The sequence below is a fragment of the Streptomyces sp. NPDC051217 genome (assembly GCF_044455465.1).
GTDB lineage: Bacteria > Actinomycetota > Actinomycetes > Streptomycetales > Streptomycetaceae > Streptomyces.
Genome location: NZ_JBITEV010000008.1, coordinates 308,581 through 330,512, shown reverse-complemented (window position 1 = coordinate 330,512; position 21,932 = coordinate 308,581). Strand labels below are relative to the sequence as shown.

Here is a 21,932-nt window from a genome sequence, read left to right as displayed (position 1 = left end):
GCCCGGTTACATTCCGAACCCGGAAGCTAAGCCTTTCAGCGCCGATGGTACTGCAGGGGGGACCCTGTGGGAGAGTAGGACGCCGCCGAACAATCATTCGCCTCGGCCCCCGGACTTTGTCCGGGGGCCGAGGCATTTTTGCGTTCAGGAGCCGTTTACAGTCGGCGCATGCGCTATGCACTGGTTATCTTCGACAACGACGGCGTCCTCGTCGACAGCGAGCCGCTTTCCAACACCATCCTCGCCGGCTATCTCACCGAACTCGGTCATCCGACCACGTACGAGGATTCCCTCCGCGACTACATGGGCTCCGCGGTCCACCGCGTGCACGACCTCATCCTGGAGAGAACCGGGCAGCAGCTGCCCGGGGACTTCGACGACACCCTGCACAGTCGCGTCTTCGCCGCCTTCGAGCGGGAGTTGAAGCCCGTGGAGGGTGTCCCCGAGGTGCTGGCCAAGCTGGTCGCCGACGGGCAGTCGTACTGTGTCGCCTCGTCCGGGAGCCATGAGCGGATCCGGGTGGGACACCGTAAGACGGGGCTGGACCGGTGGTTCGAGCCCGGGATCGTCTTCAGCGCGCAGGACGTCGGGCGTGGCAAGCCGGCCCCTGACCTGTTCCTGCACGCCGCCGACCGGATGGGTGTGGCGCCCGCCCGATGCGTCGTCGTGGAGGACAGTCCGCTCGGCGTGGCCGCGGCGCGCGCGGCCGGGATGGATGTGTACGCGTTCACCGCGATGACCCCTGCCGAGGAGCTGCCGGGAGCCGCCGGGTACTTCTCCTCGATGACCGAGCTCCCGGAACTGCTTGGTTGATCCATCTCCCCCTGGGTAGCGCTGAGCCATACGCTGTCCGGCCATGACAGGCATACCGGTCAACACAGATGTGCGGTTGAGACACGGACGGGTGTCCCTGGCGCTGAGCTTCCTGGTGCAGGGCGTGGCCTTCGCTCTTCTCGTCACGCGCATTCCCGCCATCCAGGACCGGTACGGGATATCCGACGGAGTGCTCCCGGTGTTCCTCGCGGCCGTGCCGATTCTCGCCGGTGTGGGGAGCGTGCTCACCGAGAAGATCGTCGTGCGCGTGCGGCCCCGCGTCGTACTGCGGTGGGCCCAGCCCCTCGTGCTGCTCGCTCTCCTCGGTGTGGCCGCCGGTGATCAGGTATGGCAGCTCGCCGTCGCGCTCGGCGCGTTCGGACTGTCGGTCGGTGCGCTCGACGCGTCGATGAACATGCTGGGCGTGCGCCTTCAACGAGCGTACGGGCGCAGCATCATGCTCGGCTTCCACGCCACGTACAGCCTCGGGGGCATCGCCGGGGCCTCGCTCGCCTGGGCCGGCGCGCACTGGGATCTGTCGCTGCTGGTGTCCTATCTGCCTGTCGTCGTCGTGCTCTTGCCGGCCGCGCTCGTCGGAAGCCGCTGGTACACGGACGCGGACGCCCGCCAACCGGCCGGCGTCACCACCGCCAAGGACGCCGGCGGCAGCGTGGCCTTCAAGGCCCTCCTGCCGCTCTGTCTCGTCATGACCTTCGCCTATATCGGGGACTCCACCGTCTCCAACTGGAGCGCCAAGTACCTCCAGGACGTCCTGGGCAGCTCCGACGAGGTCGCCACCGTCCCGTACAACGCCTACATGGTCACCACCCTCCTCGGGCGCGCCGCCGGTGACCTCGGCGTACGCCGCTTCGGGCCGGTCGCCGTCGTGCGGTTCGGGGCGCTCTTCGCCGCCGCCGGATTCGCGGTGGTCGCGCCGGCGCCCGGCGCGTGGGTGGGGATCCTGGGGTTCACGATGCTCGGGTTCGGTCTCTGCGTTCTCGTACCGCAGTGCTTCGCCGCCGCCGGGCGGATGTTTCCCGACGCCAGCGACGCGGCTGTCGCCCGGCTGAACATCTTCAACTACGTGGGGTTCCTCATCGGTTCGCCCCTCGTCGGCGCCCTCGGCGACGTGTGGAGCTACCGGGGCGCGATGCTCGTACCGATGCTCATGATCCTTGTGACCCTGGTGTACGCCCCGTCGTTCGCCGACGGGGCCGCCCGATACGGTGGCAGGCATGACCGGTCGCGCGCAGCTGATGTGGGATGACGCCGTAACGGGTTACAACTTCGGGTCGAGTCACCCGATGGACCCGGTGCGGCTTGCCCTGACCAGGGAGCTTGTACACGCGTACGGGCTCGACAGCAAGGTGGACGTGGTCTCCGCGCCCTCCGCCGGGGATTCGACGCTGAGACTCGTTCACCACGAGGTTTACGTCCAGGCGGTACGGCGGTATTCGGCCGATCCGAGGTCCGCAGACGGTTCGTACGGCATCGGGACACCCGACGATCCGGCCTTCTCCGGCATGCACGAGGCGTCCGCGCTCATCGCCGGGCAGTCGGTCGGCGCGGCCGAGGCCGTGTGGCGCGGGGAGACGAGCCACGCCGTGAACTTCGCCGGCGGCCTGCACCACGCGATGCCCGGCTCGGCCTCGGGCTTCTGCATCTACAACGACGCCTCGCTCGCCATCGCCCGCCTCTTGGAGCTGGGCGCGGAGCGCGTCGCGTACGTGGACGTGGACGTGCACCACGGGGACGGCGTCCAGGCGTCGTTCTGGGACGACCCGCGGGTGCTGACGATCTCGCTGCACGAGCATCCCCGCACGCTCTTCCCGCAGACCGGCTGGCCGGAGGAGACGGGCGAGGGCGCGGGTGAGGGCAGTGCGGTCAATCTTCCGCTGCCCGCGGGGACGGGCGACGAGGGGTGGCTGCGGGCCTTCCACTCCGTCGTGCCGGAACTGCTCGCGGAGTTCCGGCCGCAGGCGCTGGTGACGCAGCACGGCGCCGATACGCACTTCGAGGACCCGCTGGCCCATCTCGCGGTGTCCCTGGACGCGCAGCGCGCCGTGCAGGCCTCCTGCCACGAACTGGCCCACGAGTACGTCGACGAGGGCCGCTGGATCGCTCTCGGCGGTGGCGGATATTCGATCGTGGACGTCGTGCCGCGCTCCTGGACCCATCTGGTGGCGATCGCGGCGCACGCGCCCATCGACCCGAAGACGGCGGTGCCGGAGGAGTGGCGGGACGAGGTCTACGCCCGTACGCGTGAGTCGGCGCCGCGGCGGATGACGGACGGGCGTACGGCGGACTGGCAGCCGTGGGACGCGGGTTACGATCCGGCGGACCGGCTGGACCAGGCGATTCTCGCGACCCGCAAGGCGTCGTTCCCGCTGCGAGGACTGCTGGCCTGACGCGTGGCACCACCCGCCGCCGCCCCCCCGCACGACGCACAGCGCGGCCCGCCGCACGCCCCCGGTTACGCCAACTGTGCGGTCCCGCAACGGTTTTGGTCCCGCGTCCACCGAGGTGCGGGACCATCGGGACCGTGCTGAGTACCGACGCTCTACGGGCCCACCTGCTGGCCGCCGGACTGGCCGGTCGGGTGGCCACCACGCGGGAGCAGAGCCTGCGCAGTTACCGGCTCTTCGCCGCACGTGATCCGCGTGCGACGCTGGGCCTCACCCCCGAACGGGCCTGGCGCGAGCGCGACTTGCTGCGTCTCATGGCCGACCGGTGCGGCGTCTCCGGCGATCCGGCGCATGTCTCGGGCGGCGATGTCATCGACCCCGAGCGGACCTTGAGCAGCCTCGACGCCTTCGCCGAGCGGCTCGGCGCGGCCGCCGGCCGGCGGGCTCCCGTGCTGTTCGGTACCGGGCATCCGCACCGTTTGATCGGCTTCTACGCAGGGTTGGCAGACGCTTTGTCGGCGGCGGGATGCGTCGTCCTCACCCCGGCGAAGGGGCGATGTATCGACATAACGACCCGGTTCGGGGTACGCACGTACAGCCTGGACTACGTACGGGGAGTCGCGTTGGTGCGGGAATCCGAAGCTTCGCACGCGGGGAGTGAGACCGGCGCGCACAGCCATTCTCCCCTCCCTGTTCGGGTCGCGCTGGACGGCGCGGCGGAGGTCGGCGGGCCGCTGCCGGAGCTCGTCGTCGGAGACCACGGATGGGTCTGCGGGGCAGGTCAGTTGGGCATTGAAGCCATCGGGCTCGCCGACACCGACGATCCGGCGCTCTTCGTCGGTGAGGCGGAGGGTCGCGTGTCCGTAGTGGTTCCGGTTGACGACGGTGTCCGGTCCGATTACTACCGTCCACTGACTCGCTATGTACTCAATCGAGCGTGTCTGTCACAGTAGGCGACCATGTGCTGCTCCTCTTCCCCACTCGTACCACCCGCCCCTAGTCTGGGGTGTGAGCGCACAGCGACGAAGAGTCACCGGAGGGGAAGCCGGTGCGCGTCGGGTGCGGAAGGTACAGGTGGGTCATGGCTGCTGGCAGCGAGAGGCCTCTCAACGAGGTCAAGTTCCTTACCGTGGCGGAAGTCGCCTCGGTCATGCGAGTGTCGAAGATGACCGTGTATCGATTGGTGCACAGTGGTCATCTGCCGGCGATCCGGGTGGGCAGGTCTTTCCGGGTTCCGGAGCAAGCGGTTCACGAGTATCTCCGCGAGTCTTTCGTGGGGGTCGAATCCGCCTGAGATTTCCCTCGGATTACGTCCCTCACTCGGTGACGGGTAGGCTGGGCCAACGTAGGTCGTGTGGGCCCAGACGCCCCGCACCGAGTGAAGAGAAGTGAGCGAGGGTAGTCGTGGGCTCTGTTATCAAGAAGCGGCGTAAGCGGATGGCCAAGAAGAAGCACCGCAAGCTGCTCAAGCGCACCCGCGTTCAGCGTCGTAACAAGAAGTGAGCGACAGCTGTACGTGACATCGCGGCCCTTCCACCATGCAGGTGGGGGGGCCGTGGTGCGTTACGGCTCCCCTTTTTCGGTCCGATTCACGGTCCGGCCGATCCGTGTTGAGCGATCCGCGTCGAGGTCGGTTCGGGTCAAAGATTCGCGAAGCTCCTGAGAAGAGCCTCGTGCACCCGTCGTCTGGCTGCGGCGACCCGCTACGGTGACGGCTGGGACAAGCAATGTGCCCCCGTCGGACATCAAATTCAGGGGAAGGCGCTGATCTTGGGCAAGGTCGTGCTCGTGACCGGAGTGGCCCGCCAGCTCGGCAGCCGCCTCGTACGGAGAATCCTGCGCGACTCCGAGGTGGACCGGGTCATCGGTGTGGACGCCGTCGCTCCCGAGCACAGTCTCGGCGGTGCCGATTTCGTACGGGCGGACATCCGCCAGCCCGCCATAGCGCGCGTCCTGGCCGAGCATTCCGTCGACACCGTCGTGCACATGGACGTCACGGGCACACCGCTCGGCACCGGTGGCCGCACGGCCGTCAAGGAGACGAACGTCATCGGCACGATGCAACTGCTCGGCGCCTGCCAGAAGTCGCCCACCGTCGAGCGCCTGGTCGTCAAGTCGAGTACGAGCGTGTACGGCTCCGCGCCCCGGGACCCGGCCGTATTCACCGAGAACACCCCGCCCAAGTCGCTGCCCAGCGGCGGCTTCGCGAAGGACGCGGTGGAGGTCGAGGGGTACGTACGCGGGTTCGCGCGCCGCCGTCCCGATGTCGCCGTGTGCGTGCTGCGCTTCGCGAACATCCTGGGGCCCGCGGCGGATTCACCGCTCGCCGAGTATCTGGCGCTGCCCGTGCTGCCGACGGTCTTCGGCTACGACCCTCGGCTCCAGTTCGTCCACGAGGACGACGTCATCGACGTCCTGCGGATCGCGCTGCACGAGCCGAGGCGCGGCACGCTCAACAGCGGGACCTTCAACATCGCCGGTGACGGCGTGCTGTCGCTCTCACAGTGCTCCCGGCGCCTGGGCAGGCCGACGGTGCCCATTCTGCTGCCGGCGGTGACCTGGGTCGGCTCCGCGCTGCGCACGCTCGGTGTGACGGACTTCTCGCCGGAGCAGATCCGGCTGCTGACCCACGGCAGGGTCGTCAGCACGGCTCAGATGCGCGAGACACTGGGGTTCGTACCCACGTACACCACGGCGGAGGCCTTCACGGACTTCGCACGTAGTAGGGGTGCCGGGCTGTTGCCGCCGGAGGCTGTCGCCGACGCGGTCGACCGGTTCGCCACCCTCGTCAGCAAGGAGCGCATCTGACATGGCCGATGCCAAGGTCATCCCCTTCGGCGAAGAGCCCCGGTCACGGCGCGCGGCGCGGTTGGGCGGCGCCGCCGGTACCGGCGGCGGGGCTTCGAAGGCGGCGAAGGACGCCGCCGCGAAGCGCGCGCAGGGGCGAGCCAAATCCGCCTCGTCCCAGTCGGGTTCGGGGCAGCAGTCGCTCTCGTCCGTTCCCGATCAGCCGGACGGGACGCAGGACACCGGGACCGGCGAGGCGCGGAACCCCGAACCGTCCGCGCCGGACGCGGCACCGTCGGATCCGACTCGGGCCGGCGCCGCCGGGTCGGATGATGTCCGGCCCGAGCCCGAGCCCGAGCCCGCTGCCGAGGGCCGGCCCGCCGCCGGCCCCTGGGACCGGCGGCTCGCCCAGGGCTTCGCCTTCCTGCGGCGCCGGGTCACCGGCGACTACGAGGTCGACGAGTTCGGGTACGACAAGGAACTCACCGACCAGGTCCTGATGTCGCTGATCCGGCCGCTCTACGCGAACTACTTCCGCGTGGAGGTGAAGGGCATCGAGAACATCCCCACGGACGGCGGCGCCCTGGTGGTGTCCAACCACTCCGGCACCCTCCCGCTGGACGGCCTGATGATGCAGGTCGCCGTCCACGACAACCATCCCGCCGGCCGCCATCTGCGGCTGCTCGCCGCCGACCTGGTGTTCATGCTGCCGGTCGTCAACGAACTCGCGCGCAAGGCCGGTCACACCCTGGCCTGCGCGGAGGACGCGGAACGGCTGCTCCAGCGCGGCGAGATCGTCGGCGTGATGCCGGAGGGCTTCAAGGGCCTCGGAAAGCCCTTCGGCGAGCGCTACAAGTTGCAGCGCTTCGGGCGGGGCGGTTTCGTCTCGACCGCGTTGCGGCAGGGTGTGCCGATCGTGCCGTGCTCGATCGTCGGGGCGGAGGAGATCTACCCGATGCTCGGCAACTCCAGGACTCTGGCCCGGCTGCTGGGATTCCCGTACTTCCCGATCACGCCGACGTTCCCGTGGCTCGGGCCGCTGGGCGCGGTGCCGCTGCCGACGAAGTGGACGATCCAGTTCGGCGAGCCGATCCCGACGGACGGCTATCCGCCGGAGGCGGCCGAGGATCCGATGCTGATGTTCAACCTGACCGATCAGGTACGGGAGCAGATCCAGCACACGCTCTACAAGCTGCTCGTACAGCGTCGGTCGGTCTTCTTCTGACGCACGTTCCGACAGCACGCATGAGAAGAGGCGAGGGCCGTCGGCCCTCGCCTCCACTCGGATACCCGCTTGCGTCAGTCCACGTCCTCCGTGTCGATGCCCAGACCCGGCAGCAGGTCGGGCAGCAGCGGCGGGATCGTGACGTCCGGGGCCGGCGGGATGCCGCCCTGGCCGGGCGCCGACGGAAGGCCGTTGCCCGACGGCGGGTTGAGCAGATCGCCGGGGGCGGTGGGCAGCAGCCCGTTGTCCTCCGTGGTTCCGGGACCGGACGGGCTCGGCTTCCCGCCGTCGTCCGTACGGCCCGTGTCGGGGGCCGACTTCGACGGCGCCGGGCCGGTGTCCGCACCGCCGCCCGAGCCGTGGGACTCATTGGCGGCGCCGCCCGGATCCTGCTTGCGCCGGTCCTTGTCGGGCGTGCGTGGCAGTAGCGACTGAAGCGGAGCGACGTCTTCGTCTATGGCGTCGAACACCGAGTTGACCTGGCTGCCCACGTCGCTCAGCTGCGGTGGCAACTGGTGGCGCACGCTGTCCCAGATGGCGCGGTGCGACGCGGAGAACGAGGAGAGCGTCGCGATCGACTTGATCTTGCCGTCCTTCTCGTACGCCTGGTTCAGCAGCCGGTGGCCCTCGCTGGCGTCGTGCTTCATGCCGTTGAGCGCCCGGCGGATCTCGCCGAGCGATTCGTGGTCGAGCGCTCCGGAACGGCCACGCTCCAGCAGTCGGCGGGCTTCGTTCAGCCGGGTCGAGGCGTGGTCGAGGTAGAGACCGCCGCGGTCGGCGTCCTCGTCGGCCAGGCCCAGCTTGAAGTCCTCCATGCCGCGCTTCAGCCCGTACAGCGAATCACCGGGCAGGGCGTCGGAACTGGCGGCGGCCACTCCGCCGAAGGCGCCGGCGGCCACACCGACGGTGAGACCCCCGGCCGCGAGCCCTTTCGACCAGCGGGATCGGGGGCGGAGCTTGCGGAGCGGGGACGCCCGGTGGGCTCCCCTCCCGGATGTCCGCCGCTGCTCGGGCACCGCGGGGCCGGCGGACGCGGGTCCGCCCGCCGTGCCTTCCAGCAGCATGGCCTCCATGGCTGCCACGAGCTGTGCTCGTTGCACCACTTTGACCTCGGGGTCCAGCGTGGGTCTCGGTAGCTCTTCGAGACCGGTCGCCAGGGCCAACAGCCGCCCCTGCTCAGTCGGTTCGGCCGACGCGGCGGGCTGCTCCGCCGCCTCGCCCTGGGGCGTCCGGTCTTCCAGGGCCTGGGCGAAGGCGTTCGCCCGCCGGTGTGCCGAGACATTCGCGATCACTGGCGGCACCTCCTCTCGTCATGACGATCGACTCCCCTGGGGGTTCGGAAGGTTGCACGCCTTGAGCGCATCCACAGGGAGCCTGCATCCCGCACAACGAGCGTCGCGGCACTTGGGTTACGCGCGAAAGATGATCGGACCAGCGCGTCATCGAGGCGTCACCGACGGTGAGTTGAACGGTGCGCCGGACCGGTCGCCACGTGTCGGCGAGAGTCGTCAAGTGTCGTCAAGTGTCAGCGGGCGTCCTCCGGGAGCAGCCGCGCCAGCGTGCGCACGGCCCGGTACTGCAAGGTTTTGATCGCTCCTTCGTTCTTCCCCATGACCCGGGCGGTCTCGGCGACGGAGAGCCCTTGCAGGAAGCGCAGGGTCACGCACTCCTGCTGCTGGGGGTTGAGTTTCCGTACGGCTTCGAGCAGCGCGGCGTTGGAGAGGGACTCAAGGACGGAGTCCTCTGGGCTGCGCTCGACCTCGTTGGCGTCGAGCATTTCGCCGGTGGTCACTTCCAGTCGGAAACGGCTCGATTTGAAGTGGTCGGCGACCAGGTTCCGCGCGATCGTGACCAGCCAGGCGCCGAAGTCGCGGCCCTGCCAGGTGAACGTGGAGATACGGCGCAGGGCGCGCAGGAAGGTCTCACTGGTGAGGTCCTCCGCGGTTGCCTTGCCGCCCACGCGGTAATAGATGTAGCGGTAGACGGTGTCGCTGTACTGGTCGTACAGCCGGCCGAACGCTTCGGCCTCGCCGGCCTGGGCGCGCTCGACGAGTTCCATCATGCGGGCGCTGTCGCTGTCCGCCGTGGGGCGGCGGACAGGGGTGGAGGCGGCGGTGGTGGCGCTGTTTCGGCTTCCCCGTCTGCCGACCGCCGCACCACCGTTCGCCAGGGCATAGCAAGGACCAATCGGGCCGCTCACGGCAGGGGCCGCGGCGGCGTAGGCGGGGACGGCGTACGCGGTGGGGACGAAGCCGCGCAAGCGGTCGAGGACCGATGCGCGCAGCGTAGCCAGGCCCGAGGCGTCAACCCCGACGTGTGGGTACACGGGACTCCCAGAGGCAGAGCTTCCATCACGTTCAGTGCGGGACCGTTCACTCGTCGTGGCGACGTGTGGGGTCCGGTATGCGTCTGAGGAGAATAACGCTTCGTACAGGCAGCACTACACCCAGTTGCTCAAATCATCGATTACGTCGCTTCTGTTACGCCTATACGGCGAATCAAGTAGCACATCGTGAGCAGATATTGATCGTTTGACGTCACGATCTGTCAGCTGACGTGATCTGTTGTGGCTGAGTGAGTCAGCGGTGAGTCAGCGGCGGCGGCGGTGGAGCGCCACCGCGGCGGCCGTGCCGCCCGCCAGCGCGCCGACACCGGCCGCGGCCGGGATGCCGACCTTGGCCGCCTTGCGGCCCGTCCGGTAGTCACGCAGCCGCCATTCGCGGTCCTTGGCGTGCTTGCGGAGCTTGCTGTCCGGGTTGATCGCGTACGGATGTCCGACGAGCGAGAGCATCGGGATGTCGTTGTGCGAGTCGCTGTACGCCGCGCAGCGGTCCAGGTCGAAGTCCTCGGCCGTGGCCAGCGCCCGTACCGCCTCGGCCTTCGCCGGGCCGTGCAGCGGCTCGCCGACGAGCTTGCCGGTGTAGACGCCGTCGATCGACTCGGCGACGGTGCCGAGCGCGCCGGTCAGGCCGAGGCGCCGGGCGATGATCGTGGCCGTCTCGACGGGCGCGGCGGTCACCAGCCAGACCTGCTGCCCGGCGTCGAGGTGTGCCTGGGCGAGGGTGCGGGTGCCGGGCCAGATGCGGTCGGCCATGTACTCGTCGTAGATCTCCTCGCCGATGGACATCAGCTCGGAGACCCGGTGGCCCTTGACGATGGACAGCGCGCTGTCGCGGGCGTCCTGCATGTGCTGCGGGTCCTCGACGCCGGCCAGCCGGAACCAGGTCTGCTGCCAGGCGAATCTGGCCAGTTCGCGGCGTTGGAAGAACTTCCGCTTGTAGAGCCCGCGTCCGAAGTGGAAGATCGCGGCGCCCTGCATGACGGTGTTGTCGAGGTCGAAGAAGGCGGCGGCGCGTGCGTCACCGAAGACGGGGAAGTCCGGCACGGCCGGGTCGGCGATACCTGTCGGTGTCGCGCCGACGCCGTCGATCTCCTGCGACGACTTGAGTCCTGCCTCTGCTGCGGCCTCACCCGCGAGCACGCTCCGTGCTGTCGCGGAGCGCTTACGGGGGGTGAGCCATCCCAGTGCGGCCATAGCGTGAGCATAGCCAGTCTGTTCGGTACTTCCGGACGCGCGGGGGTGCCGTCGGTGTGAACTCTCCGGGAAGGCGGAGGGGGAGGCGTGAGCGGGTCGGGGAGGGGCCGCCCGGCAGGGCGGGGGGACCGGGGCTGTCGCGGGACGCGGAGAATGGACGTCATGAGCCCTCTCCGTCGTCGCAAGAAGAAGAATCCGGCCGAGCGTGTGGTGACGCTCGTCTCCAAACCCGGCTGTCATCTCTGTGACGACGCGCGCGCCGTCGTGGCCGAGGTGTGCGCCGAGACCGGGACGTCCTGGGAGGAGAAGGACATCACGGTCGACGAAGAGCTGCGCCGCGCTTACTGGGAGCAAATCCCGGTCGTGCTCGTGGACGGCGAGCAGCACACTTTCTGGCGCGTGGACGCCGATCGTCTCCGCAAGGAACTGGGGACCTGACAGAAAGACGGTTACGATCGTGGGCGCTTTGCCGAGCCTTTTCCGAAGAGCCGGGACGACCGGCTCCGGCGGGCGCGGAGAAAGCGGTCTCGGGGGCGTGGTCATGAGGAGTTGTGCTGCTTTGCCCCCATCATGGGTTGAACGGGTCGGTGCGGTCGAGGGTTCCAAGATCCCTCGTACGGGTCGCGTGACGCCGGTCACTTTGCTCGGACAAAGCGGACACAATCTTTGTGCACGCGTTCACAAAGGCATAACCTGCACAGGACGGGGCGGTCCTGGGACATACGGCCGCCTGCAGCCCCGCTCATCCCGCAGGAGCACCGTGGCAACTGGCCGAACTCACCGACCGGCGACCCGTAGCCGAGGAATCCCCGAGGCCACGGTCGCCCGGCTTCCGCTGTATCTGCGGGCGCTCACCGCACTCTCCGAGCGTTCCGTGCCCACCGTGTCGTCCGAGGAACTCGCCGTGGCCGCCGGGGTCAACTCCGCGAAGCTGCGCAAGGACTTCTCGTATCTCGGCTCGTACGGCACGCGCGGTGTCGGGTACGACGTGGAGTACCTCGTCTACCAGATCTCCCGTGAACTCGGCCTCACTCAGGACTGGCCGGTCGTCATCGTCGGCATCGGCAATCTCGGCGCCGCGCTCGCCAATTACGGCGGATTCGCCTCCCGCGGCTTCCGGGTCGCCGCGCTGATCGACGCCGATCCCGAGATGGCCGGCAAGCCGGTCGCCGGGATGCCGGTCCAGCACACGGACGAGCTGGAGCGGATCATCAGCGACAACGGCGTCTCCATCGGGGTCATCGCGACCCCGGCGGGCGGTGCCCAGCAAGTCTGCGAGCGCCTCGTCGCCGCCGGCGTCACCTCGATCCTCAACTTCGCGCCGACCGTGCTGACCGTGCCGGACGGCGTGGACGTACGGAAGGTAGACCTCTCGATCGAGCTCCAGATCCTCGCCTTCCACGAGCAGCGCAAGGCCGGTGAGGAAGCCGCCGCGGCCGAGGCCGGCACCCCGCCGCCGATCCGCTCCACCGCCGCGAGCCGGAAGGGACCCGACGGGGAAGTCCCCGCCGTGATGCCGGCATGAGTCTTCTGGTCATCGGTCTGAGCCACCGCAGCGCGCCCGTGAGCGTGCTGGACCGGGCGTCGCTGTCACCGGACAGCAGGATCAAGCTCCTTCAGGACGTGCTCGCCGCCGAGCCCGCGACCGAGGCGGCCGTCCTCGCGACGTGCAACCGGGTCGAGCTCTACGCGGACGTGGACAAGTTCCACGCGGGCGTCGCCGAGCTGTCCACGCTCCTGGCGCGGCACAGCGGCGTCGGCCTGGACGAGCTGACCCCGTATCTCTATGTGCACTACGAGGACCGCGCCGTCCACCATCTCTTCACGGTGGCCTGCGGACTGGACTCGATGGTCGTCGGCGAGGGGCAGATCCTCGGCCAGATCAAGGACGCGCTCGCGAGCGGCCAGGAGTCGCACACCGCGGGACGTCTCCTCAACGACCTCTTCCAGCAGGCGCTGCGCGTCGGCAAGCGCGCCCACAGCGAGACCGGGATCGACCGGGCCGGGCAGTCGCTCGTCACCTTCGGTCTCGAACAGCTCGCCGCCGGCGCGGACGTCCGGGCCTGGGCCGGGGGCCGGCGGGCGCTGGTGATCGGCGCCGGGTCGATGTCCTCGCTCGCCGCCGCGACACTCGCCCGCGCCGGAGTCGCCGAGATCGTCGTCGCCAACCGCACCGCGGCCCGCGCGGACCGGCTGGTGACGATCCTGGGCGAGCCCGGCGGTACGGGGGTCGGGGCCCGCGCCGTCGACATGGGCTCCGTCGACGCCGAGTTGACACGTGCCGACATCGTCGTCTCCTGTACCGGCGCCACCGGGCTCGTGCTGAGCGCCGACTCCGTCGAGGCGGCCCTGGGCCCTGTCCGGGAGCTCGCGCTCCTCGACCTCGCCATGCCCCGCGACATCGACGCGGCCGTCCACCGTCTGCGCGGCGCCCGGCTGGTCGACATCGAGTCCCTCGCCGAGGCGTCCGCCGACGCCCCGATGGCCGCCGACGTCGACCAGGTCAGGCGGATCGTCAACGAAGAGGTCGCCGCCTTCGGCGCCGCCCAGCGCGCCGCCCACATCACCCCGACCGTGGTCGCCCTGCGCGCCATGGCCGCCTCCGTGGTCACCAGCGAGATCACTCGTCTCGAAGGCCGGCTCCCCGGCCTCGACGAGCGCCAGCGCGCCGAGATCACCCAGACCGTACGCCGCGTCGTGGACAAGCTGCTGCACGCCCCGACCGTGCGGGTGAAGCAACTCGCCGGTGAGCCGGGCGGCGCCGGTTACGCCGACGCGCTGCGCGAACTTTTCGACCTCGACCCGCAGACGGTCGCCGCCGTCAGCCGGGCGGACCGCGACGAGGTCGGCGACCGGAACGCGGTCGACGTCAAGAACCGAGGGCGGGTATGACCGGGAAGACACTGAGACTCGGGACCAGGCGCAGCAGGCTGGCCATGGCCCAGTCGGGGCAAGTGGCCGACGCCGTGAGGGAGTTGACCGGGCGGGCCGTCGAGCTCGTCGAGATCACCACGTACGGCGACACCTCCCCTGAGCAGCTGTCCCAGATCGGCGGCACCGGTGTCTTCGTCACGGCGCTGCGCGAGGCGCTGCTGCGCGGCGAGGTCGACTTCGCCGTTCACTCGCTCAAGGACCTGCCCACCGCGCAGCCCGAGGGCCTGGCGCTGGCCGCCGTACCGCGCCGTGCGGACCCCAGGGACGTGCTCGTCGCCCGCGACGGGCTGACCCTCGACCGGCTGCCGCACGGCGCCAGGATCGGTACGGGCTCCCCGCGGCGCACCGCGCAGCTCAACGCGCACGCCCGTGACCACGGCCTGCTCATAGAGACCGTGCCGATACGCGGGAACATCGACACCCGTATCGGCTACGTCCACGGCGGTGAGCTCGACGCGGTCGTACTGGCCGCGGCCGGTCTGGGCCGCCTCGGCAGGACAGCTGAGGTGACCGACTTCCTGTCGGTCGACTCCGTCCTGCCGGCCCCCGGCCAGGGGGCACTCGCCGTCGAATGCGTGGCTTCCGACCTGGAACTCACCGCCGCACTCGCCGGCCTCGACGACCCGCACACGCGGATCGCCGTCACCGCGGAACGTTCCCTGCTCGCCGCCCTGGAGGCCGGTTGCAGCGCACCTGTGGGTGCCCTGGCCGACCTGCTGGGCGACGGACAGGACGCGCGATTTGTCAACGAACTGCGCCTGCGGGGCGTCGTCGGCACGACCGACGGCTCGACGCTCGTGCAGTTGTCCATCACCGGTCCCGTACCCACGTCGCACGGCGACGCCGTCGCGCTCGGTCGCGAACTCGCGTCCGAGATGCTCGCCAAGGGTGCGGCCGGTCTTATGGGGGAGCGAGCACTTTGAGCCCCATCGCCGACCATCCGGCCGTCTCCGCATCAGGGCACGTCACCTTCCTCGGTGCCGGACCCGGGGATCCGGGTCTGCTGACACTCCGCGCCGTCGAGGCGCTCGCGGGGGCGGAGGTACTGATCGCCGAGCCTGATGTGCTCGAAATCGTACGCGGCCATGCGCGTGCGGGTGTGAGCACGCCTGAGCTGACGATTGTTGACGATGCGTCAACAGCCGCCGGTATCCCCGCGATCAGGGATGCCGTCAATCTTGTCATGGAGGCCGCGCGGGGCGGCAAGCGGGTCGTCCGTGCGGTGACCGGGGATCCCGGTCTCGACGGCGACACCGGCGCCGAGATGCTGGCGTGCGCCGCCGCGGGCATTCCCTTCGAGGTCGTGCCCGGTATCGCCGCCGCCGTGGGGGTGCCCGCCTACGCGGGCGTCCCGCTGCGGGACGCCCAGGGCACCGACGTCCGGTTCGTCGACAGCCGTACGGCCGGTGAGCGCTGCTGGACCGAACTCGGCGCGAGCGACGGCACGGTGGTCGTCTCGGCGACGCTCGACACGGTCGCCGCGACCGCGGGCGAGTTCGTCGCCGCGGGCCGCAAGCCGGACACGCCGATGACGGTCACCGTCGCCGGTACGACGACGCGGCAGCGCACCTGGTCCGCGACGCTCGGCACGATCGCGCTCACGCTGAAGCAGGCGAAGGTCCTGCCGTCGGCGTCCGGGCATCAGCCGGTCATAGCCGTGGTCGGGGAGCGCAGCGCGCCCGCGCAGCGCGACCAGCTCGCGTGGTTCGAGTCGAAGCAGCTGTTCGGCTGGAAGGTGCTCGTCCCGCGCACGAAAGAGCAGGCCGCCTCGCTCTCCGACCAGCTGCGGTCGTACGGCGCCGTACCGCACGAGGTCCCGACCATCGCGGTCGAACCGCCGCGTACGCCCCAGCAGATGGAGCGCGCGGTCAAGGGGCTCGTCACCGGGCGCTACGAGTGGATCGCCTTCACGTCCGTCAACGCGGTGAAGGCGGTCAGGGAGAAGTTCGAGGAGTACGGGCTCGACGCCCGTGCCTTCGCGGGGATCAAGGTCGCCGCTGTCGGCGAGCAGACCGCCGCCGCGCTGGTCGACTTCGGTGTCAAGCCGGACCTGGTGCCCAGCGGTGAGCAGTCCGCCGCCGGGCTGCTGGAGGACTGGCCGCCGTACGACCCGGTCTTCGACCCGATCGACCGGGTGTTCCTGCCGCGTGCCGACATCGCCACGGAGACGCTGGTCGCCGGGCTGATCGAGCTGGGCTGGGAGGTCGACGACGTCACGGCCTACCGGACCGTGCGCGCGTCGCCGCCGCCGGCCGAGACGCGGGAGGCCATCAAGGGCGGGGGCTTCGACGCGGTGATGTTCACCTCGTCGTCCACCGTGCGGAATCTGGTCGGCATCGCGGGCAAGCCGCACAACGTGACCGTCATCGCGTGCATCGGCCCCGCGACCGCCAAGACGGCGGAGGAGCACGGGCTGCGAGTGGACGTGCTGGCGCCGGAGCCTTCGGTGCACAAGCTGGCGGAGGCGCTGGCGGCGTTCGGCGCGGCGCGCCGGGAAGCGGCGCGGGACGCCGGAGAAACGGTCACCCGGCCGAGCGAACGGCGACCGGGTTCGAGGCGTCGGCGTACGACATGAGCGGTGGCCCCCCGGGGCGGGGGCACCCGTCCCGGGGAGTCGGCCGCGCGGCGTAGCGTGGAAGGGCACCGAACAACCGCCCTTTCCGGACTCATGAGGCGATTCACCATGACTGTGTACGGTTCCTTCCCCGGTACCCGGCCCCGTCGGCTGCGGACGAGCCCCGCGATGCGGCGCATGGTCGCCGAGACGCGGCTGCACCCGGCCGATCTGATCCTGCCCGCCTTCGTGCGGGAGGGTGTCGGCGAGCCCGTGGCCATCTCGGCCATGCCCGGGGTCGTCCAGCACAGCCTGGACACGCTGCGGAAGGCGGCCGTCGACGCCGTGTCGGCGGGTGTCTCGGGGATCATGCTGTTCGGGGTGCCGGAGGACGCGAAGAAGGACGCGCTCGGCACGGCCGGGACCGACCCGGAGGGAATCCTCCAGGTGGCGATCCGTGCGGTGCGCGAGGAGGTCGGCGACGACCTGGTGATCATGTCGGACCTCTGTCTGGACGAGTACACCGACCACGGCCACTGCGGGGTGCTCGACGCCGGTGGGCGCGTGGACAACGACGCGACGCTGGAGCGGTACCGGGAGATGGCCCAGGTACAGGCCGACGCCGGCGTGCACGTGGTGGGCACCAGCGGGATGATGGACGGCCAGGTCGGCGTCGTCCGGGACGCGCTGGACACCATCGGCAAGGAGGACGTGGCCGTCCTGGCGTACGCGGTGAAGTACTCGTCCGCGTTCTACGGCCCGTTCCGGGAGGCGGTCGGCTCCTCGCTGACGGGCGACCGCAAGACCTACCAGCAGGACCCGGCCAACTCCCGTGAGTCCCTCAGGGAGTTGGCGCTCGACCTCGAAGAGGGCGCGGACATGGTGATGGTGAAGCCGGCCGGGCCGTATCTGGACGTGCTGACGAAGGTCGCCGCCGAGGCGGACGTGCCCGTCGCCGCGTACCAGATCAGCGGTGAGTACGCGATGATCGAGGCGGCCGCGGAGAAGGGCTGGATCGACCGGGACAAGGCGATCCTGGAGAGCCTGACCGGGATCAAGCGGGCCGGAGCCGGGATGATCCTCACCTACTGGGCGACGGAGGTCGCGCGGGCGCTCTGAGGCGCCCGCGCGTCACCTGCTACCAGACCAGGGCGTCGGCCATCTCCGTCTGCCAGTAGGAGACCGACGCGCTGTCCGCGATCATCGTCCCCTTCGGGAGGGTGAGGTTCGCGGACGAGCCCACCGAGCCCTGGTTGCCGCGCCCCGCGAAGTGGACGCTGAGCTTGTACGCCGCGGTGGTCGGGGCCCCGTCGCCGCCGCCCAGCGCGATCGAGGCGTAGGCCGACTGGCCGGGCGTCAGGGTGACCACTGCCTGCGGCCTGCTGTCCTCGTTGATCTGGGTGACGGCCTGGGCCTCGTCGAAGCCGAGGAGGGGCGCGGAGTAGGCGTAGCAGTTGCCGCTGCCGGTGTTGGTGGCGGTCACCAGCAGGTGGTTGATGGGCCGGGCGACCTCGGTGACGGTGACCTTGGTGTTGTCCCCGGTGCAGGTGGTGGTCTTGGCCGTGGTGCTGCCCTTGCCGGCGCCGTTGTTGGCGCTGTCGTTGCCCGCGCTCTTGTCGCCGCCGCCGCTCTTGTTGTCGGCGCTGCCGCCGTTGCCGTTGTCCGCGCTCTGGTCGGCGGGCGGCTGCGGCTTGTCACTCGTCTTGGAGTCGGGCTCGTCCGTGGCCGCGACGGTGGAGTCGGGCTTCGGGGCGGAGCCGACCGCGTCCGAGGGCTGGCAGGCGGTGAGAGCGAGTGCGGCCACGAGAGCGGTGGTGGCGGCGGTGGCGGCGGAGCGGAAACGAAGGTTGCGCATGAGTGTGTGTCTCCCGTTGTCGTGGTGCGGTCAGTAGCGGTTGATGAGCACGAGCAGCACGGCCGTGCAGGTGATGAGTACGCAGACGGCGACGGCATCGACGAGGCTGTCGCGGGTTCGGGTTCGGATCGCTTCCCCCTCGTTCGGCGGGTGCTGCACTCACCTTGCGGGGCGGCTGGAACCGGCCGCAATCGACAGGGGACAATGGGGGAAGCTGGAACGCTAAGACGGCTGTGACCTGCGGGAACGATGTTTCCCTGGGACGCGTTCCTGGAACGGCCGCGCACTGTGGCACACGTACGTAGAGGGGAACTACGAGTGGCGACGACCGAGGCCAGGGCATTCGCCGAACTGCTCAGGGAGCTGAAGGACCGTTCGGGACGCAGCTACGGCGTGCTCGCCGCGAAGCTCCACGTCAGTACGTCCACGCTCCACCGCTACTGCAACGGGGACGCCGTGCCCGCCGACTTCTCGGCGGCCGAGCGGTTCGGGCGGCTGTGCGGGGCGACGGGTGAGGAGTTCGTGGAACTGCACCGGCGGTGGATCCTCGCCGACGAGGCGCGGCGGCGGTCGCGGGCGGCGGCGCCGTCCGCCCCCGCCGAGGCCCCGGTGGCTGTCCCCGAAGCCCTGGACGCCGAGTTGGCCGCGCCTGCTGAGGCCCCGGCGCCCGAACAGGGCCCGCCCGAAGGCGACATGACTCCGTCGCGACGCGGGAAGCGCCGGTACATCACTCTCGCCGCCGCGGCGGTCGTCGTGGCCGTCGCCGTACCCGCTCTTGTCTTCGGTCCCCTGAACGATCCGTCGACCGACCGTTCATCCGTCGCGTCCCAGGTCTCGGACGACGGTGCGCCGAAGTCGGCCCCGCCCTCGGCGTCGCCCTCCGGATCACCCTCCGCCGACAAGTCGTCCGCGCCCGAGGTCCGTCCCTCGGCCCGGGAGACCCCGAAGGACAAGGAGGGCGGCGGCGACGCCGGGAACGGGGAAAAGGAAGGGGCGGTCGGCGGGGTGCCGGTGACGGTGAGCACCAAGCCGTACGCCTTCGAGGACCCGTGCACACAGCACTATCTCGTGGACCGCCCCGAGACGGAGGTCCCCCCGCCTCCCAACGAGCCGGACGCGCCCGGTTGGGTGGCCGCGCTCGGTGCGGTCTCCAGCGACAGCCAGTTCATCGAACTGGCCATTCAGGGCACCGGGAGTGAGACCGTCGTGCTCCAGGACCTGAACGTCCGCGTGGTGTCGAGCGAGGCGCCGCTCGCGTGGAACGACTTCGCCACGGGTGTCGGCTGCGGCGGCGGCGTCACGACCAGGGCGTTCGGCGTCGACCTGGACGCGGGCCGCCCCGGCGTCGTACCGAAGGGCGGGCAGCGGGACTTCCCCTACAAGGTGAGCGAGTCCGACCCGGAGGTGTTCCACATCAGTGCGAACGCCTCGGCCCGCTACGTCAGTTGGTACCTGGAACTGGAGTGGTCCAGCGGCGAGCGGGAGGGCACGCTCCGCATTGACGACCAGGGGAAGCCGTTCCGTACGAGTGGCGCGGAGGGGCGGCCGGCGTTCCACTATCCGCTCGGCGGCGCCTCGAAGTGGGAGACGGCACCCGTGCAGGACCAGGGCCAGGTCCCTTAGGGCCTGTCCGGCGGATCGGCCCTAAGCGGTGTCCGCCGCCTCGGGCGCACCCGCTCCCTCGATCATGTGCGTCTCGCCGAAGATCGTGGCGTGTTCCAGGACGTCCTCGGCCGGGTCGTCGATCTGGCCGACCGAGACCAGCGTGAAGCCGCCGTTGTGCGAATTCGTGTGGGTCTCGTCCGCGGCCGCGTCGGCGGCGGGGAGCACCGCGGCCAGCACCGCCGCACTCAGCACAGTAAGAGCTCTTTTGTCCATCATGTCTATTTCGTTCCTCTGTTCGTGGTGTAACCCCTCGATCGATGTATCTGTCCTGCCGCTCAAAGGCCACGGCGGACACCGGGTATTCACGTGTTTGGCTCAGTCCCACCAGAACGTCCAGGCCGGCTGGCCCAGCACCTGATGTGTCGCGTATGCGGGCAGGGTCGTGTGGCGGCCCTGCTGGAGGTTGTCCGGGCAGAACGCGAAGTGCTCCGCCGCGACCGCCTCCGCCTCGGCCTGCGTCGTCGGCGGGGCGGCCACCGAGACCACCAACTGGTCGAAGGTGAGCGCCACCACCCGTATCCCGAACCGGTCCTCCCACGAGCGCAGCACCGCGCACAGCCGCGCCACGTCGTCCTCGTGGTTGACCGGGCCCGTCCAGCCGATCGCCGCAGGTATGTCCGCGCTGCGGCGGGCGGGCACCAGGGCGACCCGCGCGCCGTGCATCCAACTGCCCTCGTCGGTGAGGATGGAGGCGACCTCCGCCGCCTCCACGTCGGGATCGGTGGACGACTCCCGCGCGGGAGCCAGGCCCGGCCACTCCTCGTCCTCCGTCAGACGCTCCCAGGACTCGGCGAGGACGTCCTCCGGGTCGTGGTCACCCGGATACGACACCGACTCCGGGCTCAGCTCCCACTGCTCGGGCCACTCCTTGCGGTGACCGCCGTGAACGAGCAGCGGATGCAGCCCGGCCGTCCTGCGGGCGGGCAGCAGGCCGGCCCATGCCGTCGGGGCCGCCGGCTCGTCCGCGTACCAGAGGAGCGGTTCGTGCCAGGTCCCGTCGATGGTCGCGTCGACCAGCTTGCCGGGCGGCAGGTGGAGCCCGGCCGACCGCCCCGAGGGGTCGGTGGCCAGGGCGGGCAGGGGGTTGGGGAGCGTCGCCATGGAGGAGACCCTAAAGGCCGCCACTGACAACGGAGTTCAGGTTGTGGAACTTCCCTGGCCCGGTCCGGTGCCGGGCCCCGAGCCCGGTCCGGTACCCGCCCCCGTACTCAGCAGGTCGACGAGGCGGGAGAGGCCGTCCGCCGCGTGGCCTTCGGCCACCGCGCGGTCGAGCAGTGGCCGCACCGGGGCGAACAGCTCCGTGCTGACACCCTGCGCGGCGAATGTCTCCAGCAGGTTGGGGAACGCCGCCTGGTTGACGGCCAGGCTCGACACGTCCGTCAGATGCCGCCCCGAGTCGATCGCCGCCGCCCACGCGGGCGCCGAGCCGAGCATCGCGCCCACCCACGGCACCAGCAGCTCCGAGAACTCGGTGGCCGCGATGGCCTCCGTACGGACGAGGGCGTACGCCTGCATCACGCCCATGACCATCCCGTACATGCCGGTGAGCAGCGCCAGGTCGTACAGCGCGGCGAGGCCGGGGTCCTCGCCGACGTACCTCGTGCCGCCGAGGGCCGCGAACGTCTCCCGGTGCGCGTCGAAGACCTCCCGCGCGCCGCTGTAGAAGACGTACGCGTGCGGTCCGGCGATCATCTGCGGGACGGCCATGATCCCGCCGTCCAGGTAGTCGGCGCCCTCCTTGGCCGCCCAGACGGCGAGGTCGCGCGCCTGCTCGGGGGTGCCGTTGGTGAGGTTGGCGAGGGTTCGGCCGGTGAGCTGCCCGGCGAGCGGCCGGAGAACGGTGCGGACCGTGTCGTTCGTACTGAGGCAGACGACCACGAGTGGACTCGCGGCGACCGCCTCGGCGGCCGTGTCCACGGGAATGGCGCCCTGGGCGGCCAGCGGCCCGGTCTTGGCCGCCGATCTGTTCCAGACGGTGACCGGGTGCCCGGCCTTGAGGAACGCGGCGGCCAGGGCGGTGCCCATCATTCCGAGGCCGATGACGGAGACGGCGGGCTTGGGGCTGGGGGACATACGGGTGCTCCTCCGGGCGGTGCGAACGGGATCACTTCCGATCTTCGGCCGGAGGACTTCTGCCCACAAGTACCGACTAATTGGTG

The 21,932-nt window shown here is 70.2% G+C and carries 23 protein-coding genes and 1 rRNA gene; 16 read left to right on the top strand and 8 right to left on the bottom strand.

Annotation, left to right across the window (positions count from 1 at the left end; translation table 11 throughout):
• The 9 genes from rrf to ACIBBB_RS20650 all read left to right on the top strand — a co-directional run.
• Window positions 1-91 (top strand): 5S ribosomal RNA (gene rrf / locus ACIBBB_RS20690); the annotation flags it as partial.
• Window positions 92-168: 77 nt separating this feature from the next.
• Window positions 169-813, top strand: coding sequence for an HAD family hydrolase (locus tag ACIBBB_RS20685; protein WP_398983929.1), 645 nt, complete (start codon window positions 169-171; stop codon window positions 811-813).
• Between the two features lie 43 nt (window positions 814-856).
• Complete coding sequence (locus ACIBBB_RS20680; RefSeq protein WP_398983927.1) at window positions 857-2,080, top strand: MFS transporter; 1,224 nt, start codon at window positions 857-859, stop codon at window positions 2,078-2,080.
• On the top strand, window positions 2,049-3,221 hold the full coding sequence (locus ACIBBB_RS20675) for an acetoin utilization protein AcuC (RefSeq protein ID WP_398983925.1): 1,173 nt from the start codon (window positions 2,049-2,051) through the stop codon (window positions 3,219-3,221). Before ACIBBB_RS20680 ends, ACIBBB_RS20675 begins: the two co-directional genes overlap by 32 nt.
• A 134-nt stretch (window positions 3,222-3,355) precedes the next feature.
• Complete coding sequence (locus ACIBBB_RS20670) at window positions 3,356-4,171, top strand: phosphatase (RefSeq protein WP_398983923.1); 816 nt, start codon at window positions 3,356-3,358, stop codon at window positions 4,169-4,171.
• 128 nt (window positions 4,172-4,299) lie between these two features.
• Window positions 4,300-4,512, top strand: coding sequence for a helix-turn-helix domain-containing protein (locus tag ACIBBB_RS20665; RefSeq protein WP_014046653.1), 213 nt, complete (start codon window positions 4,300-4,302; stop codon window positions 4,510-4,512).
• Between the two features lie 110 nt (window positions 4,513-4,622).
• Window positions 4,623-4,721, top strand: a complete 99-nt coding sequence (locus ACIBBB_RS20660; protein WP_003948845.1) for a 30S ribosomal protein bS22 — start codon at window positions 4,623-4,625, stop codon at window positions 4,719-4,721.
• A gap of 267 nt (window positions 4,722-4,988) precedes the next feature.
• Window positions 4,989-6,026 (top strand): NAD-dependent epimerase/dehydratase family protein, encoded by a 1,038-nt coding sequence (locus ACIBBB_RS20655; protein WP_398983921.1) that lies wholly within the window; start codon window positions 4,989-4,991, stop codon window positions 6,024-6,026.
• Between the two features lies 1 nt (window position 6,027).
• Window positions 6,028-7,230 (top strand): lysophospholipid acyltransferase family protein, encoded by a 1,203-nt coding sequence (locus ACIBBB_RS20650; protein WP_398983919.1) that lies wholly within the window; start codon window positions 6,028-6,030, stop codon window positions 7,228-7,230.
• A gap of 74 nt (window positions 7,231-7,304) precedes the next feature.
• On the opposite strand, the gene ACIBBB_RS20645 is transcribed toward ACIBBB_RS20650, so the two are convergent.
• From ACIBBB_RS20645 to ACIBBB_RS20635, 3 genes are all read right to left on the bottom strand, one after another.
• On the bottom strand, window positions 7,305-8,522 hold the full coding sequence (locus ACIBBB_RS20645; RefSeq protein WP_398983917.1) for a DUF5667 domain-containing protein: 1,218 nt from the start codon (window positions 8,520-8,522) through the stop codon (window positions 7,305-7,307).
• Between the two features lie 233 nt (window positions 8,523-8,755).
• The gene (locus tag ACIBBB_RS20640; RefSeq protein ID WP_398983915.1) at window positions 8,756-9,556 is read right to left on the bottom strand and encodes an ECF subfamily RNA polymerase sigma factor, BldN family; all 801 of its coding nucleotides are present in this window, start codon (window positions 9,554-9,556) and stop codon (window positions 8,756-8,758) included.
• A 264-nt stretch (window positions 9,557-9,820) separates the two neighbouring features.
• The gene (locus ACIBBB_RS20635) at window positions 9,821-10,765 is read right to left on the bottom strand and encodes an HAD family hydrolase (protein ID WP_398983913.1); all 945 of its coding nucleotides are present in this window, start codon (window positions 10,763-10,765) and stop codon (window positions 9,821-9,823) included.
• 162 nt (window positions 10,766-10,927) lie between these two features.
• Here ACIBBB_RS20635 and ACIBBB_RS20630 point away from each other — a divergent pair, with 162 nt between their 5' ends.
• The 6 genes from ACIBBB_RS20630 (at window position 10,928) to hemB (ending at window position 17,372) form a co-directional block, all read left to right on the top strand.
• The gene (locus tag ACIBBB_RS20630; RefSeq protein ID WP_398983910.1) at window positions 10,928-11,203 is read left to right on the top strand and encodes a glutaredoxin family protein; all 276 of its coding nucleotides are present in this window, start codon (window positions 10,928-10,930) and stop codon (window positions 11,201-11,203) included.
• A 322-nt stretch (window positions 11,204-11,525) separates the two neighbouring features.
• Window positions 11,526-12,290 (top strand): redox-sensing transcriptional repressor Rex, encoded by a 765-nt coding sequence (locus tag ACIBBB_RS20625; protein ID WP_069629975.1) that lies wholly within the window; start codon window positions 11,526-11,528, stop codon window positions 12,288-12,290.
• Complete coding sequence (locus ACIBBB_RS20620; protein ID WP_398983907.1) at window positions 12,287-13,657, top strand: glutamyl-tRNA reductase; 1,371 nt, start codon at window positions 12,287-12,289, stop codon at window positions 13,655-13,657. Before ACIBBB_RS20625 ends, ACIBBB_RS20620 begins: the two co-directional genes overlap by 4 nt.
• Window positions 13,654-14,622, top strand: coding sequence for a hydroxymethylbilane synthase (hemC, locus tag ACIBBB_RS20615; RefSeq protein WP_398983905.1), 969 nt, complete (start codon window positions 13,654-13,656; stop codon window positions 14,620-14,622). Before ACIBBB_RS20620 ends, hemC begins: the two co-directional genes overlap by 4 nt.
• The gene (locus ACIBBB_RS20610; RefSeq protein WP_398983903.1) at window positions 14,619-16,274 is read left to right on the top strand and encodes a uroporphyrinogen-III synthase; all 1,656 of its coding nucleotides are present in this window, start codon (window positions 14,619-14,621) and stop codon (window positions 16,272-16,274) included. The genes hemC and ACIBBB_RS20610 overlap by 4 nt, the downstream gene beginning before the upstream one ends.
• Before the next feature lie 108 nt (window positions 16,275-16,382).
• On the top strand, window positions 16,383-17,372 hold the full coding sequence (hemB, locus tag ACIBBB_RS20605; RefSeq protein ID WP_398983901.1) for a porphobilinogen synthase: 990 nt from the start codon (window positions 16,383-16,385) through the stop codon (window positions 17,370-17,372).
• A 19-nt stretch (window positions 17,373-17,391) separates the two neighbouring features.
• Here the strand turns inward: hemB and ACIBBB_RS20600 are convergent, their stop codons facing one another.
• Together ACIBBB_RS20600 and ACIBBB_RS20595 are read right to left on the bottom strand one after the other, a co-directional pair.
• Window positions 17,392-18,108: a DUF4232 domain-containing protein gene (locus ACIBBB_RS20600; RefSeq protein WP_398983899.1), complete on the bottom strand. Its 717-nt coding sequence runs from the start codon at window positions 18,106-18,108 to the stop codon at window positions 17,392-17,394.
• A 30-nt stretch (window positions 18,109-18,138) separates the two neighbouring features.
• Window positions 18,139-18,267, bottom strand: coding sequence for a hypothetical protein (locus tag ACIBBB_RS20595; protein ID WP_398983897.1), 129 nt, complete (start codon window positions 18,265-18,267; stop codon window positions 18,139-18,141).
• A gap of 159 nt (window positions 18,268-18,426) precedes the next feature.
• Between ACIBBB_RS20595 and ACIBBB_RS20590 the strand changes: the two genes are divergently transcribed.
• Window positions 18,427-19,731 (top strand): helix-turn-helix domain-containing protein, encoded by a 1,305-nt coding sequence (locus tag ACIBBB_RS20590; protein ID WP_398983895.1) that lies wholly within the window; start codon window positions 18,427-18,429, stop codon window positions 19,729-19,731.
• A 21-nt stretch (window positions 19,732-19,752) separates the two neighbouring features.
• On the opposite strand, the gene ACIBBB_RS20585 is transcribed toward ACIBBB_RS20590, so the two are convergent.
• The 3 genes from ACIBBB_RS20585 to ACIBBB_RS20575 all read right to left on the bottom strand — a co-directional run bounded on the left by ACIBBB_RS20585 (window position 19,753) and on the right by ACIBBB_RS20575 (window position 21,846).
• Window positions 19,753-19,989: a hypothetical protein gene (locus tag ACIBBB_RS20585; RefSeq protein ID WP_398983893.1), complete on the bottom strand. Its 237-nt coding sequence runs from the start codon at window positions 19,987-19,989 to the stop codon at window positions 19,753-19,755.
• A gap of 99 nt (window positions 19,990-20,088) precedes the next feature.
• Window positions 20,089-20,874 carry a DUF4253 domain-containing protein gene (locus ACIBBB_RS20580; protein ID WP_398983891.1) on the bottom strand — a complete coding sequence of 262 codons (786 nt, stop codon included), beginning with the start codon at window positions 20,872-20,874 and terminating at the stop codon, window positions 20,089-20,091.
• 36 nt (window positions 20,875-20,910) lie between these two features.
• The gene (locus ACIBBB_RS20575; RefSeq protein WP_398983889.1) at window positions 20,911-21,846 is read right to left on the bottom strand and encodes an NAD(P)-dependent oxidoreductase; all 936 of its coding nucleotides are present in this window, start codon (window positions 21,844-21,846) and stop codon (window positions 20,911-20,913) included.
• Window positions 21,847-21,932 lie beyond the last annotated feature (86 nt).